The organism is Bradyrhizobium sp. T-1 (assembly GCF_053592855.1).
The window spans coordinates 7,900,576-7,919,898 of the sequence record NZ_CM132115.1 but is presented as its reverse complement, the minus strand read 5'-3'; the positions used below and the strand labels follow the sequence as shown (position 1 = coordinate 7,919,898).

The window sequence follows — 19,323 nt, the reverse complement described above, 5'->3', positions numbered from 1 at the left end:
CTAGCTCAATCCTTCTTGAACACAATCGACGCCATCCACCCCGTCATCAGCGCCATGGCCGCCGTGACGAGGCCATAGACCAGCCCGTTCTGCCGCGCGGTCGTTGCCACGAACTGCTCGAACCCGACCTTGACGATCTCGAACGCGGTCTCGGTCTTGCCGACGAGGGCGCCGTTCGCGAACAGCTTGATCTCGACCTCATAGGTGCCGATCGGCACCTCCGCCGGCAGCGGGATGCCGGTGCGGAACAGCGTCGGCGTCAAAAAGGTCACCGCGCTCGCATCCTCGCGATACAGGCCGCGCTGGGTGCGCAGGCGGATGAAGGCGGAGCGGAACGCGTCGTTCGGCACCACGTCGGCGTAATCGCCGCCGACGCGCTGGGTCAGCAGCACGTTGTTGAGTCCGATCTGCTGCCGCCGCGCGATCTCCGGCGAGGTGATGACGTCGAACGGGCGATTGGCGAACAGCGCCAGATAGCTCGGCACCTGCAGGAACTGCCGGTAGTCGGTGTTGATCCAGATGCCGAATTCGCGCTCCTTGCGCCGCGTCACCATGTCGGCGCGCGGGCCCATCACGGTGACCACGAGGTCGTAGGCGCTGCGGTCGGCGGGCGTGGTGGCATCCTTCTCGACCGAGCCGAACAGCACCAGCTCCTCGCCGGAATAATTCGGCGTCACGGTGACGCGATGGTTGGAAACGGACACGATCAGCCGCTCGGCCTGCGCCGACGCGCCGAGCAGCAGAATGAGCAGACCTGCGAGAACCGCGCGCATCATCCGCTCACCCCCAATTCGCGGATGGTGAAGAGGTCCTCGGGGCGGATCACCAGCTCGACCGCGAAGCGGACGCCGACCGAGAGGATCAACAGGCCCAGCAGCAACCGCAACTGCTCGCCGCGGATCTTCTGGCCGGCGCGGGCGCCGAACTGCGCGCCGGTGACGCCACCGACCATCAAAATCAGCGCCAGCACGGCGTCGACGAGATGATTGGTCACCGCATGCAGCATGGTCGCGAACAGCATGGTGACCAGCGTCAGCACCATCGAGGTCCCGATCACCGTCGAGGTCGGCACCCGCAACAGATAGATCATGACCGGCACCAGGATGAAGCCGCCGCCGATGCCCATGATCGCGCCGATGAAGCCGATCACGATGCCGATGACGACCACCGGGATGACCGACAGATAGATCTTCGATCGCTTGAACCGCATCTTCAGCGGCAGGCCGTGGATCCAGTTATGCGTGCGCCGAGGCGGCACGGCGCCGCGCCGGGTCCGCATCAGGGCGCGCAGGCCTTCGGAGAACATCAGGCTGCCGACCGTGGTGAGCAGCACCACGTAAGAGAGCGCGATCATCAGATCGAGCTGGCCGAGCGCGCGCAGCTGCGTGAACGTCCACACGCCCAGCGCGGTGCCGGTGACGCCGCCGCACAACAAGACGCTGGCCAGTGCCGGATCGATCGCGCGCCGCCGCCAATAGGTCAGCGCCCCGGAAAACGACGAGGCCGCGATGTGGCTCGCAACCGAGGCGACTGCGACCGCCGGCGTGATGCCGATGAAGATCAAGAGCGGCGTCATCAGGAAGCCGCCGCCGATCCCGAACATGCCGGAGACGAAGCCGACGGCCGCGCCCATCGCCAAAACCAGGAACACGTTGACCGGAAGATCGGCGATCGGAAGGTAGAGCTGCATCGGACCCACGCTCCGGCGAGACGGATCGATTTCGCGGAGCGCTCGCAGGAAGGGCATGCCGCGCCCCTCAATAGCGGAATTTGCTGCGGGACGGGACCCGGAAATTTGTGCGTGGTGAATGGGGGAGAGGAGAGCCTGAGCGAGGCTCGATCGTTGCGACGACGGAGGTGCGCTCCCTCCGCCGCTTGCGGGGGAGGGGTGGGGAGAGGGTGTCTCCGCAACGGGACAGTCCCCTAGAGGATAGAACCCTCACCCGGCACTACGTGCCGACCTCTCCCGCAAGCGGGAGAGGTGCACCGAGCGCGCGGCTCGACTGAGTCTACCTAATGCTGTTTCGCCCTCAATGCGCCGCCGACGCCGAGCGCTTCACGGCGGCCGGCTTCGGCGCCGGCTTGGCGGCAGCCGCCGGGGCGCTATCCCAGCCGCCGGCGGGCGTCTGGACGTTGACGGCGTCGTCGGGCTGCGGCTCGGCGCTGAAGGTCTGGATCGCAAGCTTGGCGGCGGCGAGCGATTGCGGGTCGAGGCGCTTGGCGACGTCGTCGCGCTTGGTGGCCGCATCCGCATCGCCCTGTCCAGCCGCGAGGGTGAACCATTTGTAGGACTCGGCGAGGTTCTGCTCGACGCCGATGCCGCGGGCATAGAGGATGCCGAGGTTGAACTGGCTGTCGGCGACGCCGCGATCGGCCGCTTTCCGGAACCACTGCGCTGCGCTCTTGTAGTTGGCGCCGCGGCCACCGCCGTCGGCGTCGAGCACTGCGAGATTATGCATCGCCTTGGCATTGCCGCGCTCGGCGGCCTGCGTGTAGTAGCGGCGGGCGATGTCGGCGTCCTTCTTCACGCCGAGGCCCTTTTCGTAGAGCGTGCCGAGGCGGAAGGTCGCGGGCACGACGCCGGCCTGCGCCGCGCGGTCGTACCACTTCACCGCTTCCTCGTAATTCGAGGCCACACCCTTGCCTTCGGCAAAGCGCACGCCGATCTCGTAAGCCGCCGTCGCATCGCCCTTCATCGCGGCGGTGCGCAGGCTAGGTCCGCCGATGCCGTCAGGCAGTTTCTCGCTCGGCGGCACCTGGACGACGCCAAGCCGCGCACGGCTCGTGCCCGACAGCGCGCCGGTGACGTCGCTGTTCGCCGCGGGCGAGGCCGGCGCTGCGGCGGGCGCGGGCGGAATGTCAACAGAAGCCGCGTTGCCGGCGTTCGTCGCCGGTGCGGCATTGTTCTGGGACTGCTTCCCGATCGGCGTCGGCGAGGTCATCGACGGCGTGACCTGCTCGGGCGCAGCCGGCTTGGTCTCGAGCGGCGGCGCCTGTGGCGCGGGTTGGCTGGTATTTTCCATAGCCTGCGGCGCCGGCGGCGCGCTGGCGCCTTCGAGCAGGTTCATCGCCATCTTGAACGTGCCGAGCACGATCACGACCACGCTCGCGCCAACCAGCAGCGAGCGGATTTTCGACGTGATGGTCGAGCCGCCTTCTTGAGCCGCGGCTGTTCCTTTCCCTTGGCTCTTGTCCTTGGTGCGCGCTGCGATCGCGGCCTTGACGCCGCGAGCGGGCTTCTCCGGCGGCTGCGCGGCGGCAGCCTGCGCGGCGCGGCGCGCGGCGGCGATGAAGCTCGACGACGACACTGGCTCCTTCGGTGCGGTCGGGATTTCGGCGATCGCGCTTTCGGACGCGGCAATGCGCTCGGACGGCGTGGCGGGGCGGCCGCTCGGACGCGTGCCGGGTTCGAGCGGATGATCCGGCGGCAGCTCGGGCGCGATCGCGGCGCGAGCGGGCGCCGTATGCGGCTCCAGGATCTCGCTGATCGCGCGCGGCGGCATCGGCGGCGGCGCTGCGGGCGCGGCGGCATGGAATTCACGCGGCGCGGCGACGAAGGCCGAGTGTGCCGGCTGCTGCGCGGCGGCGGGATTCGGCAGCTCGGGCTTCGGATCGTAATTTGGTTGCGGCGGCTGCGGCGACCGTTGCTCGCGCGCCATAGGCGGCGGCTCGACCGGAGCGGCCATTGGCATGGGCGCAGCCGCGGGCATGGGCGCAGCCGTCGGCATTGGCGCAGGGGCCGGCGGTGCGGTGCGCACCGCGCGCAGATCGCCCTCGATCATGGTAAGGCGATCGACGACATGGCCGAGCGTATTGTGCACGGCCTCCAGCGAATCCTGCGTGCTGCGGTTGGTCTCGGCCTGGCTGAAGCGGATGTCGGACAGCTCGCGCTTGACGAGGTCGACCATGCCGGAATCGGGAGTGGGCGCCGAATTGCGGCTCTCGGCCAGCGCGGAATAGGTCGCCTGCTGGCGCTCCAGGTGCCGCAGGATGTCGTGCAGCCCATCCTCGACACGGCTGAAATTGCCGCCGCGCGAATCCGAGGCGGCCTCTAACCGCTCCAGCAGATAGGAGACGCGCTGCTCGAGATGCGCGAAGGTCGAGGCCGAGTCGTTGCCGACCTGCATGCGGTCGAAACGATCGGACAGCGCGCGGATTGCGGCTTCCAGATGCTCGGTGCTCTCTGCGGGCTGCGGCCGTTCGCGCGTTTCCAGCACAGCGGTGAGCGCGGCGATGCGCTGCTCCAGCACGGCAAAGCTGTCGCTGTGGCCGGACGAACGGGTGATCTGGTCGACCTTGGACGACAGCAGCTGCACGTCCTCGGAGAGACGTGCGAGGGCTTCGTTGGAGGCGACGTTCGAGACGATGCCGCGCAACGCCGAGATCGCGCCCTCGAGCTGGCGCACCGTCGAGGGATCGTCATTGGCGCGCAGGATCAGGTCGAGCTTGGCGCCGAGATTGCGGATCGCCTCGTCATAGCCGGCGAGCTGCTCGGCCGGCGTCAGCGTGCGCAGCACCTGCTTGATGTCGGACAGGGCGCGTTCGATGCCGGACAGGACCTGGCCGTCGGTGCCGTTGGAGCGGGTCTCGTCGATGCGCCGGTGCAGCGAGCGGATCTCGTTCTCGATCGATTCGATCGCGCGGCGCGGCATCGCCTCGGTGATGGCGTTGCGGATCTCGGCGAGCTCGGCACGGAAGCCATTGATCGCCTGCTCGGTATGGTCGGGGCGCTGCAGCGACTCAATCTGGCTCGTGATCTTGAGCAGATGGCGTTCGAGCGACGAGAAGTCCGGCCCCGGCTGCGGTGGCGGCGGAGCATAGGCAGGCGCAGGCGGCGCCATCGGCGGCGCATAGGGAGCGGCAGAAGGCGCGATCGACGGCGCAGCGCGCGGCGGCACCTGCCGCGGTGCGAATCCATCGAGCTCGCTCTGGCGTGCGGTGATCTCGGCGACCGCGACGTCGAACGACGCGGGGCTCAGGGGAGGTGAGCTGCGATACACCTGTGCGGCTGCGCGCTCGACCGCGTCGGCCTGACGCTGGCGCGGTTCGACGGGGGCCGGTGCCGGTCGCGGCGGCTGCGGCTGCTGCGCCTGAGGCTGCTGGGACCGCGAGATCTGCGACAGGCGGGCATCGAGCCGCGAGATCGCGTCGTTGAGCTGGCGGGCGACGCCCTGCTCGCGCGACACGTCTCTTTCACGAGAAGTGTCTTGTTCGCGAGAAGAGTCTCGGCGCGGCGCTGCGGGCTTGGAAATTCGTTCGATCTGCTGGGTGATCGCGTCGAGCCGCTGATGGATGTCGGCGACTTCGCGGCTTTCCTGACTGGTTCCCTGACTGGTTCCTTGGCTCGGCATCGGCGCCGAGCGCGGATCGGGACGCTGCTCCTGACGCTGATCGTAGGGCTCGCGGAAGTTCGGCGCGGCAGTCTCGCCGAGCGTGGAGTTCAGCCAATCGTTGAGGGACATGCCTGCGCGGCGCGCAGCAGCTTCGGCCCGCTCCCGGACGGATGGATCGATGCCGTCAACACTCCACGATACGCGCGAATTCATGACTCTGTCCGGTTCCGACTCCGGCGCCCCACCCGGCGCCTCCAGTCTCCCCACGCGTGCCGGTTGCAAAGACAATCGGATTTGGCGCGGGTCGTCTGCCTCGAAAACCGACTTTTTCCTGTTACGGTAAATAACGGGTTAAGGAACGCGTCGCCGGTGTCTTAAAGTTGGGCGGCGGGGGCCGTTGGGTGGAGGCTTGCTTCGCCAAATGGGCAGTGCGCTCCCTCCCCGCTTGCGGGGGAGGGTTGGGGAGAGGGTGCTTCCGCAATCGAGGACCCCCAAGAGGAGAAAGCCCTCACCCGCGCCTTCGGCGCGACCTCTCCCGCAAGCGGGAGAGGCTATCGACACCGCCTACGTCGCTCAGCCCTTCTCCCGCTTGCCATCCTCCAGCGGGACCACCGTTCCCTTGCCGCTCATCGCCGACAGAGCCTCGAGCGCTTCCTCGCAGAAGTCGGCGACCAACCGCTCGTGCCGGGCGCCGAGCTGGAGCAGCAGCAGATTGCCGAGGTCGAGCACGTCAGACGCGGTCCCTTCGGGAAAACGTTTCTTCAGGATCCGCTCGTAGTTTTCGTGCCGGTCGCGATGGTGCTCCAGGCGGTCCATCAGGTCGGTGCGGATCGGTTCGATGTCGATGCTGTCGAGCGCATGCAGCCGGACCAGGAGGTCGTCCTTGATCGAAGGCGGGGTGCTCGGCCGCGCGGCCCAGTGCCGCAGCGCTGTTCGGCCTTCGGGAGTCAGCGTATAAATGAGCTTGTTGGGCTTGCCTGATTGCACGACCTCGCGGCCCTGGATGTAGCCGCGGTCGCGCAGCTTGGAGAGCTCGCGATAGATCTGCTGGTGGTCGGCTTTCCAGAAGAAGCCGATCGAGGAATCGAATGTCTTGGCGAGCTCGTAGCCCGTCATCGGACGTTCCGTCAGGCATGCGAGGATCGCGTCGCCGAGCGCCATGGCACCAGCTCCCTTGAGAAGTTCCGAGCAATTGGCTTGACTTTATGCGTATCGGTGCATATGCGTCAATGTGCATATGAGGCGAGATTGAGGTCGGGCCACGGACCCGACCCGAAAACCCAGCGGAATCAATCTTCTTGCTACTGTGCATGGGGTTGTTTTCGCGCTTTTGACCTGGGCCTTTAGGGAGGCAACTGAGAATGAGCGGCCTCGACTCCTGGTACGCCTACATGAAGTCCCATGACCGCGCTGAAGCCAGCAAAGCGCTGTGGGACCTGCTGCATCCTGATGCCGTGTTCGAAAGCCCCGTGGTGCATTCGCCCCAGCGCGGCCGCGACATCACCTTCAAATATCTCGCCAGCGCCGAGAAGGTGCTGGGCGGTCCCGGCTTCACCTATGTCGGCGAGTGGACAAGCGCTGACGGCGCCGTGCTTGAATTCAAGACGATCATCGACGGCATCGAGATCAACGGTGTCGACATCATCACCTTCGATGCCGAGGGACGCATCACCCGCTTCAAGGTGATGGTGCGCCCGCTCAAGGCCATCAACATGCTGCACCGCCTGATGGCGGAGCAGCTCGCGGCCCAATCCTAGAGAATTCCATCACTTCCAAGCTCATGCCGGGAGACCGCAATGCCGATCTATAAAGCCCCCGTCGAAGACGTGAACTTCCTGCTCAACGACGTCTTCCAGATCGACCGCTACGACAATCTGGCCGGCTTCTCCGATGCGTCGAGCGACGTGCGCGAGGCCATTCTCGGCGAAGCCGCCAAGCTCGCCGAAGAGGTGCTGCAGCCGCTCAATCGCGTCGGCGACCTCGAAGGCTGCAAGCGCGCCGATGACGGCAGCGTCACCACGCCGAAGGGTTTCAAGGACGCCTTCAGGCAGGTTGCCGAAGGCGGCTGGCTCGGCCTTTCCGCGCCGCAGGAGTTCGGCGGCCAGGGCCTGCCGGTGACGCTCTCGCAGGCCGTCAACGAATTCCAGATCTCCGCCAACATGGCGTTCTCGATGTATGGCGGCCTCACCATGGGCGCGACCGCGGCACTGATCGTCCATGGCTCGCCGGAGCAGAAGCAGACCTACGTGCCGAAGATGGTGGCCGGCGAATGGACCGGCACCATGAACCTCACCGAGCCGCATTGCGGCACCGATCTCGGGATGCTCCGCACCAAGGCGGTGCGCCAGGCCGACGGCAGCTTCAAGATCACGGGCACCAAGATCTTCATCTCGGCCGGCGAACATGACCTCGCGCCCAACATCATCCACCTCGTGCTCGCCCGCATCGAGGGCGCACCCGCCGGCATCAAGGGCGTGTCGCTGTTCGTGGTGCCGAAATTCCTGGTCAATGCCGATGGTTCGGTCGGCGCACGCAATGGCGTCGTCTGCGGCTCGATCGAGCACAAGATGGGCATCCACGGCAATTCGACCTGCGTGATGAACTACGACAATGCCACCGGCTGGCTGATCGGCGAAGAGAACAAGGGCATGCAGGGCATGTTCGTGATGATGAACGAGGCCCGCCTCGGCGTCGCCGTTCAGGGTCTCGCGCAGTCCGAGGTCGCCTATCAGAACGCGGTCGCCTATGCCCGCGAGCGCATCCAGGGCCGCGCGCTGACCGGAGCCAAGGCGCCGGACAAGGCGGCCGACCCCATCATCGTGCATCCCGACGTGCGCCGCACGCTGCTGTCGATCCGCGCCTTCAACGAGGCCGCGCGCGCCTTCGTGATGTGGACCGCACTGAAGAGCGACGTCGCCCATCGCTCCGAGGATCCGAAGGACCGTCAGGCCGCCGACGACCACATGGGCCTGATGACGCCGGTGCTGAAGGGCTTCCTCACCGACTACGGCTTCGCCAATGCGGTGCAGGCGCAGCAGATGTATGGCGGCCACGGCTACATCGCCGAGCAAGGCATGGAGCAGTTCGTGCGCGATGCGCGCATCGCGATGATCTATGAAGGCGCCAACGGCATCCAGGCGCTCGACCTCGTCGGCCGCAAGCTGCCGCGCGACGGCGGCCGCGCCATCATGGCCTTCTTCGGCGAGGTCATGGCCTTCGCCAAGGAGAACGGCGGCGACGAGGCGCTCAAACCCTTCATCACCCCGCTGTCGACCTCGCTCGGGCATCTCCAGCAGGCCACGACGTGGCTGATGCAGAATGCGATGGCCAAGCCGGACAATGCCGGCGCCGCCGCGACCGATTACCTGCATCTCTTCGGCTTCGTTGCGCTCGGCTACATGTGGGCGAAGATGGCGAAGGTGACGCAGGCCAAGATTGCCGCGGGCGGTACCACGCCCTATCTCTCGACCAAGCTGGTGACCGGCCGCTTCTTCATGGAGCGGATGCTGCCGGAGACCGCGGCCAATCTCGCGCGCATCCAGTCCGGCTGCGCCACCATCATGGAATTGCCGGCGGAAGCGTTCTGAGCTTGCTTCCGCACCATCGAAATTCGAACACCAGATCAGGAGGGCGTCATGCCTGAGGCATTCATCTACGACCACGTTCGCACCCCCCGCGGCCGCGGCAAGGCGGACGGCGCGCTGCACGAAGTCACCGCGCTCGCACTCGCGACCGTGCCGCTGAAGGCGCTGAAGGACCGCAACAATTTGCCGGAAGATTCCGTCGACGACGTCGTGCTCGGCGTGGTCGATCCGGTCGGCGAAGCCGGCTCCGACATCGCGCGCTTTGCCGCGCTGAAGGCGGGTCTCGGCGAAGCCGTCCCCGGCGTGCAGATCAGTCGCTTCTGTGCCTCCGGCCTCGATGCCGTGAACTTTGCCGCCGCGCAGGTGATGAGCGGCCAGCATGACCTCGTGATCGGCGGCGGCGCCGAATCCATGAGCCGCGTCGGCATCGGCGCCTCCGGCGGCGCCTGGCCGATGGATCCCTCGATGGCGGTGCCGGCTTATTTCATGCCGCAGGGCGTCTCGGCCGATCTGATCGCCACCAAATACGGCTTCTCGCGCGACGACGTCGATGCCTACGCCGTGCAGAGCCAGCAGCGCGCGGCGAAGTCCTGGGATGAAGGCCGCTTCGACAAGTCGATCGTGCCGGTGAAGGACATCAACGGCCTCACCATCCTCGCCAAGGACGAGCACATGCGTCCCTCGACGACGATGCAGTCGCTGGCGCAGCTGCAGCCGTCATTCACGATGATGGCGCAGATGGGCGGCTTTGATGGCGTCGCGCTGCAGTCGCATCCGGAGATCGAGCGCGTCAATTACGTGCATCACGCCGGCAACTCCTCCGGTATCGTCGACGGCGCCGGTGCCGTCCTGCTCGGCAGCAAGGAAGCAGGCAGCAAGTACGGGCTGAAGCCGCGCGCAAAAATCCGCGCGTTCGCCAATGTCGGCTCCGAACCGGCGATGATGCTGACCGGTCCGGTCGACGTCACCGAAAAGCTGTTCGCCCGTTCCGGCATGAAGAAGTCGGACATCGACCTGTTCGAGCTCAACGAGGCCTTTGCCTCGGTCGTGCTGCGCTACATCCAGGCCTTCGACATCGATAACGCCAAGATCAACGTCAATGGCGGCGCCATCGCGCTCGGCCATCCCCTTGGCGCAACCGGCGCGATGATCTTGGGCACCGTGCTCGACGAGCTCGAGCGCACCAACAAGTCCACCGCCCTGGTCACGCTGTGCATCGGCGGCGGCATGGGCACCGCGACCATCATCGAGCGCGTCTAAGGGTAGGGGAGCAACCAACATGGCTTACAAGAACTTCAAGGTTGAGACCGATTCCGACGGCATCGCGCTCGTCACCTGGGACATCCCGGGCCGTTCGATGAACGTGCTCGACGAGACCTCGACCAGCGAGCTCGACGCGATCGTCAAGGAAACCACGGCCGACGCCGCGGTGAAGGGCGTCGTCATCACCTCCGCCAAGGAAGCCTTCTGCGCCGGCGCTGACCTCTCCATGCTCGAAGGCATGAACCAGGCCTACGCGAAGGTGTTCAAGGAGCAGGGTGAGACCGCCGCGAACCAGATGCTGTTCGACCAGAGCCGGCGCTTCTCGCAGGTGCTGCGCTCGATCGAAACCTCGGGCAAGCCGTGGGCGGCCGCGATCAACGGCCTCGCGCTCGGCGGCGGCTTCGAGATCACGCTGTGCTGCCACTATCGCGTGGCCGCCGAGAATCCCAAGACGCGCCTCGGCCTGCCCGAGGTCAAGGTCGGCCTGTTCCCGGGCGCCGGCGGCACGCAGCGCGTGCCGCGCCTGGTGCCGCCGCAGGATGCGATGACGATCCTGCTCAAGGGCGATCCGGTCACCATCGAGAAGGCCAAGGCGCTGAATCTGATCCACGCCATCGTCCCGGCTGCCGATCTGATCAAGGCAGCGAAGGACTGGATCAAGGGTGGCGGCAAGGCTGTCGCGCCTTGGGACGAAAAGGGGTTCAAGCTCCCGGGCGGCCCGGTGTTTTCCAAGGCCGGCATGATGATGTTCCCGGCGGGCAACGCAATCTATCGCCGCGAGACCTACGACAACTATCCGGCCGCGCGCGCGATCATGAGCTGCGTCTATGAAGGCCTGCAGTTGCCGATCGACGCCGCATTACGCGTCGAGTCGCGCTACTTCACGTCTGTGTTGCGCTCGAAGGAAGCGGCGGCGATGATCCGCAGCCTGTTCCTGTCGATGCAGGAGCTGAACAAAGGCGCGCGCCGTCCGAAGGACGTGCCGCCGACCAAGGTGAAGAAGATCGCCGTGATCGGTGCCGGCTTCATGGGTGCCAGCGTCGGTTACGTCTCGGCCCGCGCCGGCCTCGACGTGGTCCTGATCGACCGTGACCAGGAAAGCGCCGACAAGGGCAAGGCGCACGCGCAGAAGGTGATCGAGGACCAGATCAAGAAGGGTCGCGCCAAACCTGATGATGCCGAGAAGCTGCTCGCACGCATTACGCCGACCGCAGACTATGCCGCGTTGAAGGACGTCGACCTCGTCATCGAGGCCGTGTTCGAGGACCGCAAGGTCAAGGCGGACACTTTTGCCACGGCGCAGGAATATCTGAAGCCGGACGTCATCTTCGCGTCGAACACCTCGACGCTGCCGATCACCTCGCTGGCCGAAGGCTTCAAGGATCAGGGCAAGTTCGTCGGCATCCACTTCTTCTCGCCAGTCGAGAAGATGATGCTGGTCGAGATCATCCTCGGCAAGAACACCGGCGATGTCGCACTTGCGACCGCGCTGGATTATGTCCGGCAGATCGGCAAGACGCCGATCGTCGTCAACGACTCCAGAGGGTTCTTCGCCAACCGCTGCGTCGGCCGCTATGTTGCCGAAGGCAACGAGATGTTCCTCGAAGGCGTGCCTCCGGCGATGATTGAGAACTGCGCCAAGATGGCCGGCATGCCGGTCGGCCCGCTCTCGCTGTCGGACGAAGTCGCGCTCGACCTCGGCCTCAAGATCATGAAGGCGACGGAAGCCGATCTCGGCCCCAACGCCATCAACCCCGATCAGAAGAAGCTGATGGTCGAGATGGTCGAGAAGCAGGGCCGCCTTGGCCGCAAGAACAAGAAGGGCTTCTATGACTATCCTGAGGGCAAGGGCCAGAAGAGCCTGTGGCCGGGTCTCTCGGCGCTGCAGCCGAAGCAGCTCGACCCCGACACGCTCGATATCGAGGAACTGAAGCAGCGCTTCCTGGTGGTGCAGGCGGTGGAAGCCGCGCGCACGGTCGAGGATCACGTCATCACCGATCCGCGCGAAGCGGATGTCGGCTCGATCCTCGGGTTTGGCTTCGCGCCGTTCACCGGCGGCACGCTGTCCTATATCGACTTCATGGGGACCAAGAAGTTCGTCGAGCTCTGCCACAAGCTCGAGGCGAAGTACGGTTCGCGCTTCACGCCGCCGAAGCTGCTGGAAGAGATGGCCGCCAAGGGCGAAACCTTCTACGGCCGTTTTGCGCCGAAGAAGACGGCGGCCTGATCGTCTTGTAGCCCGGATGGAGCGCAGCGCAATCCGGGCTACGCACTCGAAACAAGAAAGGCCGGATCGTCGATCCGGCCTTTCGCGTGTTGCGTCCTGCGTGGGCTCACTTCGCCTGCGCAAGTCCTTCCTTCTCGAGGGCTTCCTGCACCTTCGGCCGCGCCGCGACGCGGGCCTTGTAGGCGGTCAGGTGTGGCATCGCCGAGAGATCGAACTTCATCCGGTCGCCCCAGGTCAGCATCGTGAAGAGATAGCCGTCGGCCACGGAGAACTGCTTGCCCATGAGGTAGTCCTTGCCAGCGAGCTGGCTGTCGATGTGCTTTAGCTTGCCCATGACGCGGTCCTTGAAGAACGCCTTGGCTTCGTCGTTCAGTGCCGGGGCGAACATCGGGCCAAAGCTCTTGTGGACCTCGGAAGTGAGGAAGTTCAGCCATTCGAGCAGCTTGTAGCGCTCGGAACTGTCGCGCGCGGGCGCCAACGCCTTGGCCGGGGCCTTGTCGGCGATCATCTGGACAATGACCGGGCCTTCCGTCACGATCTCGCCGCTGTCGAGGCCCAACGCGGGGACCTGACCCTTCGGATTGACCTTCAGATAGTCTTCACCGTTCTCGAGCTTCTTGGCCCGGATATCGACCTTGACCAGTTCATAGGGCAGGTCGGCCTCGAGGAGCGCGATATGGGGGGACAGCGAGCAGGCGCCGGGCGAGTAATACAGTTTCATGGAATTTCCTTCTCTTGACGCTTGGGTGGGGCGAAAGAATGCCTACATGCATCTGCATGGAATAGTCAAGATTGATGCAGGTGCATCGAGTGAGGTAAGAAGCGGACGACGAGTTTGAGTGGGACCATGAAACGCAAACCATCGACCGAGGCCACCAGTGCCTGGATCCGCCTGATGCGGGTGCAGAGCCGCGTGCTCGATTGCGTCGAGCAGGATCTGAAGAAGGCGGGGTTCCCGCCGCTGGCATGGTACGACGCGCTGCTCGAATTGTCGCGTGCGCCGTCCGGTGAACTCCGGCCGGTGGAACTCGAGCGGCAAATGCTGATCCCGCAATATTCCACCTCGCGCCTGATCGACCGCCTGGTCGACGAGGGGCTTGCCTCGCGGCGAGAATGTAAGATCGACAAGCGCGGCCAATTCGTGGAGATCACGGAAGCGGGCCGCGAATTGCAAAAGCGGATGTGGGGCGCCTATTCGGCCGCGATTGAAAAATATGTCGGCTCGAAACTGTCCGATGCAGATGCGGTCAAGCTCAGCGGTCTGCTCGATCGCCTGGGTTGCTCGTGCGGCGAGATGAAGCTGCCGCCCGTCGTCCACGCCAACGAAACTACGCCATCGCGATGATCGCGCGGCAAACCAGAACGTCCGCGCGCCCGGTGGGTTCGCGGGCCATCCCGTCACCCGCGCGCATTCGATCGAAGCGCTTTTTGATTAGAGTTTGATATGGCGCGAGACCAGATCGATATGACGCCGCTGCAATCGCGCGACGAACTCGTCGCGTGGTTCGAGGCCGGCTGCAAGGACCCGTCCGAATTCCGCATGGGCACCGAGCACGAGAAGACGCCGTTCACGCTCGAAGGTCATCGGCCGGTGCCTTACGAAGGCGCGCGCGGCATCGGCGCGCTGCTCGAGGGGATGAAGCTCCTGCTCGGCTGGGAGCCGATCATGGAGAAGGGCAACATCATCGGTCTCTATGATGTCACTGGAGGCGGCGCGATCTCGCTCGAACCCGGCGGACAGTTCGAACTGTCAGGCGCGCCGGTCGAGAACGTGCACCAGACTCAGAGCGAGCTGATGGCGCACCTGGCGCAGGTGCGCGAGATCGCGACCCCGCTTGGCATCGGCTTCCTCGGTCTCGGCATGACGCCGTCATGGTCGCGCGCCGACATCCCGGTGATGCCCAAGGGCCGCTACAAGATCATGACCAATTACATGCCGAAGGTCGGCCAATACGGCCTCGACATGATGTACCGGACCTGCACGGTGCAGACCAATCTCGACTTTTCCTCCGAAGCCGACATGGTCAAGAAGCTGCGCGTCTCGCTGGCGCTGCAGCCGGTCGCGACCGCACTGTTCGCCAATTCGCCGTTCACCGAGGGCAAGCCGAACGGCTTCCTGTCCTTCCGCTCCGAGATCTGGCGCGACACCGACAATGCGCGCGCGGGCATGATGCCGTGGGCGTTTGAGGACGGCATGGGCTTTGAGCGCTATGTCGACTATGCGCTCGACGTGCCCATGTATTTCGTCAAGCGCGGCGACGATTATATCGACGTGTCGGGCTCCTCGTTCCGCGCCTTCTTCGATGGCCGCAACAACAATCTGCCTGGCGAGCGTCCCACTTTGTCGGACTGGGCGAACCATCTCTCGACGATCTTCCCGGAAGTGCGGCTGAAGCGCTATCTCGAGATGCGCGGCTCCGACGGTGGCCCCTGGGGCCGTCTGCCGGCGCTGTCGGCGTTCTGGGCCGGGCTGCTCTATGACGACGTGTCGCTCGATGCGGCCTGGGACCTGGTGAAGCACTGGACTGCTGCCGAACGCCAGGCGCTGCGCGACGACGTGCCGCGCTTCGGCTTCAAGGCGCGGATCAAGGACCGCTATCTGTTCGAGATCGCCAAGGAATGCCTCGTTCTGGCACATGCCGGCCTGCGGCGGCGCGGCCGCATCGACGCGATCGGTCGCGACGAAACGCGGTATCTGGAGCCGCTCGATCGCATCATCGATTCCGGCCGGACCCCGGCCGAGGAGATGCTCGAGAAGTTCAATGGCGCCTGGAACGGCTCGGTGGAACCGGCCTACGCGGAATACGCGTTCTAGAGCCATATCCGTTCCGATCGCGTCGGCACGGCTCTAGACAATAGGCCAACGAGTGAGGCTTCAGCCGTTCATCGCCCATACAGGTTTGCGGCGATCAAATGACCGGCTGAAAAAACCTGAGCGTCGTCAATAACTCGAAAGCTGTTCCGATGGGGAAGGGCCGCCTGCCTGGGGCCGTCATGGCAAAGGTCTTGATGGCAAGAGCCTTGGCATGCGTCTTGGCATGCGTGGTGGCCTATGCCGAGCTTTCGCTGGTCCTGGCGAGCGGGCCTGCGCGCGCCCAGACGGCGTTCGACCGGCCCGGCGGCGACTATTTCAACACGCCGGTCACGTCAGGCGATCCCGAGGACTGTGCGCTGCTCTGCGAGCGCGATCGCAAGTGCCGCGCGTGGAGCTTCAGCTATCCCGACATCGACGGTGCCGCGGCGGTGTGCTGGCTCAAGAATACCGTGCCGCCGCGACAGCCCGCCAATTGCTGCATCTCCGGGGTGCGTGGCGCCGGCGTGATCGAGCCGCGCGTCGAGGGCGTCGAGACCTCGATCGACCGCCCCGGCGGTGATTTGCGCAATTTCGACCTCAAGGAGGGCGAAGGCGAAGAGGCCTGCAAGGCCGCCTGTACCGGCGATAACAAGTGCCGCGCCTTTACCTATGCCCGTCCCGGCTACACCGGCCGCGAAGCCCGCTGCTTCCTGAAAAAGGAGATCAAGCCGCCGCGGCGGAAGGCCGGGTTCACGTCGGGCGTGGTGAGGTAGACAAACTGCGACTCGGTCGTCATGCCCGGGCTTGTCCCGGACAAGCCCGGGCATCCACGTGCTTCCTCAATCGCGGCTATACGTGGATTGCCGGGTCAAGCCTGGTCAAGCCCGGCCATGACGCGGAGACAGGGCTCACTCTGCGGCAATCACTGTCAGCTCCGGCCACAACGATTTCCATCTCTGAGCTTTCACCGCGTAATTCGTTGCGGAGAAATTCGAGCCGGGATTAGGGCGTGCAATCAGGCGCGCGACATCATCGAAGCCATGCGGTGCATAGACCTCGTAACCGTCGTGCGTGCGCCTCACGCCCACTTGCGTATTCTGCGTCAGGAAACGGTCGATACCGTCCGTCGAGCACGACAGGGGCGGATAGGGCAGGGCGTGCTTGGCCGGGTACCACAAATGCACGCGCGCCTGGTTGCGGGTCTCGATCCTGACGCCGAGATGGTCGAGCCGCGCTTGCAACTGGCGGATCACGGCGTCCTCCGCGTCCCACGAGGTATCAGGATCGAAGTAGAAGATGTCGTAGTCGGCGATGCCGTGATCGACGGCGCGGCCGGTGAGCACGTTCCACACCGTTTGCACAAGGCAGCCCGAAACCAGCCACGCGTCCGGCAATGCGAGGCGGCGGAGTTCATCGAGAATTGCGGTGTTGACCGGGTTCTTCAGCGCCAGTGCGAGGAAGCGGGGCTCATCCATGGCAACCGTCACGCGCTCACGCGTGCATCATAATCCGCCCGCGCCGCTTTCGAGGCCAGCGCGCGCCAACGCCGTCGCAGCAGCGGCTCCACGATCACGCGCTTCGCCTTGGACAGGCGGATCAGCACGATCGGATAGTCAGCATAGTGATCGGAGACGTAAAAGATTTTCGGTTGGCTCTCGACCAGCATCGCGCGCTCGTCGATCGGGACGTCCGGCATCACCAGACTGTCGCCGTCCTCTTTCAGGCGCACCAGCATCTTCTTGCGCACTTTGAGCGCTGGCGTGCCGTAGGAGGTGCCGTCCTCGACCTCCGGCCACGTCAGCGTAAGTTTTCTGACGTCGTCGAAGGTCATTTGATCAAGACCTTGAGATCGACTCAGTGCACGGCGGTAAAGAACCGAGCGAGGCGGAAACCGGAGAGCCAGGTCCACACCGGCTGGCCGCGCATGCCGAGATCCCAGGAGCCGAGCACGGCATCCGCGCGGCCGACCAGATTGTCGACCGGCAGCAGGCCGACGCCGCCGGAGCGCAGCGGCACGCGGCTGTCGGCCGAGTTGTCACGGTTGTCGCCGAGCACGAACAGATGGCCGGCCGGCACCGTCACTTCCTGCGTGTTGTCGAGCGGACCGTTGTCGCGCATCTTGAAGATCAGGTGCTTGACGCCGTTCGGCAGCGTCTCGACGTAGCGGTAAGCGGGCTCGCTGCCGCCATTGTCGTCCTCGGCGGCGCCAAGACCATCCGGCTTCAATTCGGCGGGGCGGTCGTTGATGAAGAGCTGACCCTGACGCATCTGGATGCGGTCACCGGGCAGACCCACGACACGCTTGACCCAGGCCTGCGAGCGGTCGCCGGGCCAGCGGAATACGACGACGTCGCCCTGCTTCGGCGTCTCCGCGAACACGCGGCCGGTCTCAGGCAGGTTGATCTGGATCGGCAGCGACGAGGTGCCGTAGCCATAGGGGAATTTCGAGGCGAGCAGTGCGTCGCCGATCAACAGCGTCGGCTCCATCGAGCCCGACGGCACGTAGAACGGTTCGGCCAGCGCGCCCTTGGCGATGAACACCGCCGCAACGATGCCGGCGAGCTGTGTGAGCTGTGCGGCCCAGCCGCTGCTCTTCCGCTTCGGCGCGGCAGTTACTTTCTCAACGCTCATGCGCCCGTTCCACCCACCGTAATGCGTTCCATCAGAAGCGACGGCTGGCCGACGCCAACCGGCACGCCCTGGCCGTTCTTGCCGCAGGTGCCGATGCCGGTATCGAGCGCGAGATCGTTGCCGATCATGCGGATGCGATGCAGGTCGGTCGGCCCGTTGCCGATCAGCATGGCGCCCTTCAGCGGCGCGCCGATCTTGCCGTTCTCGATCTTGTAGGCCTCGGTGCACTGGAACACGTATTTGCCCGAGGTGATGTCGACCTGTCCGCCGCCGAAATTCGCGGCAAACACACCGTTCTTCACGGACGCGAGAATCTCGGCCGAGTCGCGGTCGCCTGCAAGCATGTAGGTGTTGGTCATGCGCGGCATCGGCACATGGGCATAGCCTTGGCGGCGGCCGTTGCCGGTCGGCTTCATGTTCATCAGCCGCGCGTTCTGGCGATCCTGCATGTAGCCGACCAGGATGCCGTCCTCGATCAGCACGGTGCGATTGGTCGGCGTGCCCTCGTCGTCGATCGACAGCGAGCCACGCCGCGAAGCCATGGTGCCGTCGTCAACCACGGTGACGCCCTTGGCTGCGACCTGCTGGCCCATCAGGCCGGCAAACGCGGACGTCTTCTTGCGGTTGAAGTCGCCTTCGAGGCCGTGGCCAACCGCTTCATGCAACATCACGCCGGGCCAACCGGCGCCCAGCACGACGTCCATCTCGCCGGCGGGGGCGGGAATCGATTCCAGATTGACCAGCGCCTCGCGCAGCGCGCCGTCGGCGGCATCGCGCCAGTTCTTGCTCTCGATGAATTCCGCATAGCCGGCGCGGCCGCCATAGCCCTTGCTGCCGCTCTCCTGGCGGTCGCCCTGGCCGGCGACGACGGAAATGTTGACGCGCACGAGCGGGCGGATGTCGCGATAGCTCTCGCCGTCGGGACGCAGGATCTCGACCACCTGCCAGGTCGCCCCTAAGCTGACGCTGACCTGCCGGACCCGCGGATCCTTGTCGCGCAAATACGCGTCGATCTCGGCGAGCAGCTTGACCTTGGTCTCGAAGCCTGGGGCATCCAGCGGATTGTCGTCGCCGTAGAGCCGCACATTGGTATGTGCCGGCGGGGCGGCAAAGTTGCCGGAATAGCCGCCGCGCACGGCTGCGACCGCGTCGGCGGCGCGAATCAGCGCCGGCAGCGACACGTCGGAGGAGTGGGCGTAGCCGACCGCGTCGTCCTTGACGGCGCGCAGGCCAAAGCCCTGCGAGGTGTCGTAGGTCGCCTGCTTCAGCCGTCCATTGTCGAACATCAGCGCTTCGGTCTGGCTGTATTCCAGGAACAATTCGCCGTCGTCGGCACCGGCAAGGCCGCGTGCGACCTCGTGGCGAACCTGATCGCGGTCGAGATTGGCGCGGTCGAGCAGGGAAGTTGTGGCAGGGTTGGTCATGCGTCCGTCCATTATCGGGGGATGTGCGGCAAGATAATGGTTTCGGAACGGTTCCGCGAGGGCGCGA

The 19,323-nt window shown here is 65.4% G+C and carries 16 protein-coding genes; 7 read left to right on the top strand and 9 right to left on the bottom strand.

Annotation, left to right across the window (positions count from 1 at the left end):
* Positions 1–5: 5 nt before the first annotated feature.
* From ACWAT4_RS37840 to ACWAT4_RS37825, 4 genes are all read right to left on the bottom strand, one after another.
* Positions 6–776 carry a TIGR02186 family protein gene (locus tag ACWAT4_RS37840; RefSeq protein ID WP_212302773.1) on the bottom strand — a complete coding sequence of 257 codons (771 nt, stop codon included), beginning with the start codon at positions 774–776 and terminating at the stop codon, positions 6–8.
* Positions 773–1,690, bottom strand: a complete 918-nt coding sequence (locus ACWAT4_RS37835) for a sulfite exporter TauE/SafE family protein (protein ID WP_212302772.1) — start codon at positions 1,688–1,690, stop codon at positions 773–775. The genes ACWAT4_RS37840 and ACWAT4_RS37835 overlap by 4 nt, the downstream gene beginning before the upstream one ends.
* 340 nt (positions 1,691–2,030) lie before the next feature.
* Complete coding sequence (locus ACWAT4_RS37830) at positions 2,031–5,546, bottom strand: tetratricopeptide repeat protein (RefSeq protein ID WP_449729445.1); 3,516 nt, start codon at positions 5,544–5,546, stop codon at positions 2,031–2,033.
* A gap of 360 nt (positions 5,547–5,906) precedes the next feature.
* A complete protein-coding gene (locus tag ACWAT4_RS37825; protein WP_212302769.1) occupies positions 5,907–6,494 on the bottom strand; it encodes a PadR family transcriptional regulator in 588 nt (195 codons plus the stop codon).
* Positions 6,495–6,694: 200 nt separating this feature from the next.
* On the opposite strand from ACWAT4_RS37825, the gene ACWAT4_RS37820 reads away from it, so the two are divergent.
* Genes ACWAT4_RS37820 through ACWAT4_RS37805 form a run of 4 tightly spaced genes read left to right on the top strand, consistent with a single transcriptional unit; the run spans position 6,695 to position 12,407 of the window.
* Complete coding sequence (locus ACWAT4_RS37820; RefSeq protein ID WP_212302768.1) at positions 6,695–7,090, top strand: nuclear transport factor 2 family protein; 396 nt, start codon at positions 6,695–6,697, stop codon at positions 7,088–7,090.
* 39 nt (positions 7,091–7,129) lie between these two features.
* Positions 7,130–8,920 carry an acyl-CoA dehydrogenase C-terminal domain-containing protein gene (locus tag ACWAT4_RS37815; RefSeq protein WP_449729444.1) on the top strand — a complete coding sequence of 597 codons (1,791 nt, stop codon included), beginning with the start codon at positions 7,130–7,132 and terminating at the stop codon, positions 8,918–8,920.
* Positions 8,921–8,968: 48 nt separating this feature from the next.
* Positions 8,969–10,177, top strand: a complete 1,209-nt coding sequence (locus ACWAT4_RS37810; RefSeq protein WP_449729443.1) for an acetyl-CoA C-acetyltransferase — start codon at positions 8,969–8,971, stop codon at positions 10,175–10,177.
* Between the two features lie 19 nt (positions 10,178–10,196).
* On the top strand, positions 10,197–12,407 hold the full coding sequence (locus ACWAT4_RS37805; RefSeq protein WP_449729442.1) for an FAD-dependent oxidoreductase: 2,211 nt from the start codon (positions 10,197–10,199) through the stop codon (positions 12,405–12,407).
* A 106-nt stretch (positions 12,408–12,513) separates the two neighbouring features.
* Here ACWAT4_RS37805 and gstA read toward each other — a convergent pair whose 3' ends face one another.
* Positions 12,514–13,128: a glutathione transferase GstA gene (gene gstA / locus ACWAT4_RS37800; RefSeq protein ID WP_212426012.1), complete on the bottom strand. Its 615-nt coding sequence runs from the start codon at positions 13,126–13,128 to the stop codon at positions 12,514–12,516.
* Between the two features lie 126 nt (positions 13,129–13,254).
* Between gstA and ACWAT4_RS37795 the strand changes: the two genes are divergently transcribed.
* The 3 genes from ACWAT4_RS37795 (at position 13,255) to ACWAT4_RS37785 (ending at position 15,974) form a co-directional block, all read left to right on the top strand.
* The gene (locus ACWAT4_RS37795; protein WP_212302761.1) at positions 13,255–13,752 is read left to right on the top strand and encodes a MarR family winged helix-turn-helix transcriptional regulator; all 498 of its coding nucleotides are present in this window, start codon (positions 13,255–13,257) and stop codon (positions 13,750–13,752) included.
* Positions 13,753–13,851: 99 nt separating this feature from the next.
* Positions 13,852–15,222 (top strand): glutamate--cysteine ligase, encoded by a 1,371-nt coding sequence (locus tag ACWAT4_RS37790; protein WP_212426013.1) that lies wholly within the window; start codon positions 13,852–13,854, stop codon positions 15,220–15,222.
* 149 nt (positions 15,223–15,371) lie between these two features.
* Positions 15,372–15,974, top strand: a complete 603-nt coding sequence (locus ACWAT4_RS37785) for a PAN domain-containing protein (protein ID WP_212302758.1) — start codon at positions 15,372–15,374, stop codon at positions 15,972–15,974.
* A 135-nt stretch (positions 15,975–16,109) separates the two neighbouring features.
* On the opposite strand, the gene ACWAT4_RS37780 is transcribed toward ACWAT4_RS37785, so the two are convergent.
* The 4 genes from ACWAT4_RS37780 to tldD are packed head-to-tail and all read right to left on the bottom strand — an operon-like array spanning position 16,110 to position 19,256.
* A complete protein-coding gene (locus ACWAT4_RS37780; protein ID WP_449729441.1) occupies positions 16,110–16,676 on the bottom strand; it encodes a nucleotidyltransferase family protein in 567 nt (188 codons plus the stop codon).
* Between the two features lie 8 nt (positions 16,677–16,684).
* Positions 16,685–17,032 carry an MmcQ/YjbR family DNA-binding protein gene (locus tag ACWAT4_RS37775; protein ID WP_212302755.1) on the bottom strand — a complete coding sequence of 116 codons (348 nt, stop codon included), beginning with the start codon at positions 17,030–17,032 and terminating at the stop codon, positions 16,685–16,687.
* Between the two features lie 23 nt (positions 17,033–17,055).
* Entirely contained in the window at positions 17,056–17,832 is a 777-nt protein-coding gene (gene lepB, locus ACWAT4_RS37770) for a signal peptidase I (protein ID WP_212302754.1), read from the bottom strand.
* Complete coding sequence (tldD, locus tag ACWAT4_RS37765) at positions 17,829–19,256, bottom strand: metalloprotease TldD (RefSeq protein ID WP_449729440.1); 1,428 nt, start codon at positions 19,254–19,256, stop codon at positions 17,829–17,831. The genes lepB and tldD overlap by 4 nt, the downstream gene beginning before the upstream one ends.
* Positions 19,257–19,323 lie beyond the last annotated feature (67 nt).

Excerpts from the sequence above, each read along its gene's own strand:
- ACWAT4_RS37840 (WP_212302773.1), bottom strand. The coding sequence starts at position 776 with ATGATGCGCGCGGTTCTCGCAGGTCTGCTCATTCTGCTGCTCGGCGCG.
- ACWAT4_RS37835 (WP_212302772.1), bottom strand. The coding sequence starts at position 1,690 with ATGCAGCTCTACCTTCCGATCGCCGATCTTCCGGTCAACGTGTTCCTG.
- ACWAT4_RS37830 (WP_449729445.1), bottom strand. The coding sequence starts at position 5,546 with ATGAATTCGCGCGTATCGTGGAGTGTTGACGGCATCGATCCATCCGTC.
- ACWAT4_RS37825 (WP_212302769.1), bottom strand. The coding sequence starts at position 6,494 with ATGGCGCTCGGCGACGCGATCCTCGCATGCCTGACGGAACGTCCGATG.
- ACWAT4_RS37820 (WP_212302768.1), top strand. The coding sequence starts at position 6,695 with ATGAGCGGCCTCGACTCCTGGTACGCCTACATGAAGTCCCATGACCGC.
- ACWAT4_RS37815 (WP_449729444.1), top strand. The coding sequence starts at position 7,130 with ATGCCGATCTATAAAGCCCCCGTCGAAGACGTGAACTTCCTGCTCAAC.
- ACWAT4_RS37810 (WP_449729443.1), top strand. The coding sequence starts at position 8,969 with ATGCCTGAGGCATTCATCTACGACCACGTTCGCACCCCCCGCGGCCGC.
- ACWAT4_RS37805 (WP_449729442.1), top strand. The coding sequence starts at position 10,197 with ATGGCTTACAAGAACTTCAAGGTTGAGACCGATTCCGACGGCATCGCG.
- gstA (WP_212426012.1), bottom strand. The coding sequence starts at position 13,128 with ATGAAACTGTATTACTCGCCCGGCGCCTGCTCGCTGTCCCCCCATATC.
- ACWAT4_RS37795 (WP_212302761.1), top strand. The coding sequence starts at position 13,255 with ATGAAACGCAAACCATCGACCGAGGCCACCAGTGCCTGGATCCGCCTG.
- ACWAT4_RS37790 (WP_212426013.1), top strand. The coding sequence starts at position 13,852 with ATGGCGCGAGACCAGATCGATATGACGCCGCTGCAATCGCGCGACGAA.
- ACWAT4_RS37785 (WP_212302758.1), top strand. The coding sequence starts at position 15,372 with ATGGGGAAGGGCCGCCTGCCTGGGGCCGTCATGGCAAAGGTCTTGATG.
- ACWAT4_RS37780 (WP_449729441.1), bottom strand. The coding sequence starts at position 16,676 with ATGGATGAGCCCCGCTTCCTCGCACTGGCGCTGAAGAACCCGGTCAAC.
- ACWAT4_RS37775 (WP_212302755.1), bottom strand. The coding sequence starts at position 17,032 with ATGACCTTCGACGACGTCAGAAAACTTACGCTGACGTGGCCGGAGGTC.
- lepB (WP_212302754.1), bottom strand. The coding sequence starts at position 17,832 with ATGAGCGTTGAGAAAGTAACTGCCGCGCCGAAGCGGAAGAGCAGCGGC.
- tldD (WP_449729440.1), bottom strand. The coding sequence starts at position 19,256 with ATGACCAACCCTGCCACAACTTCCCTGCTCGACCGCGCCAATCTCGAC.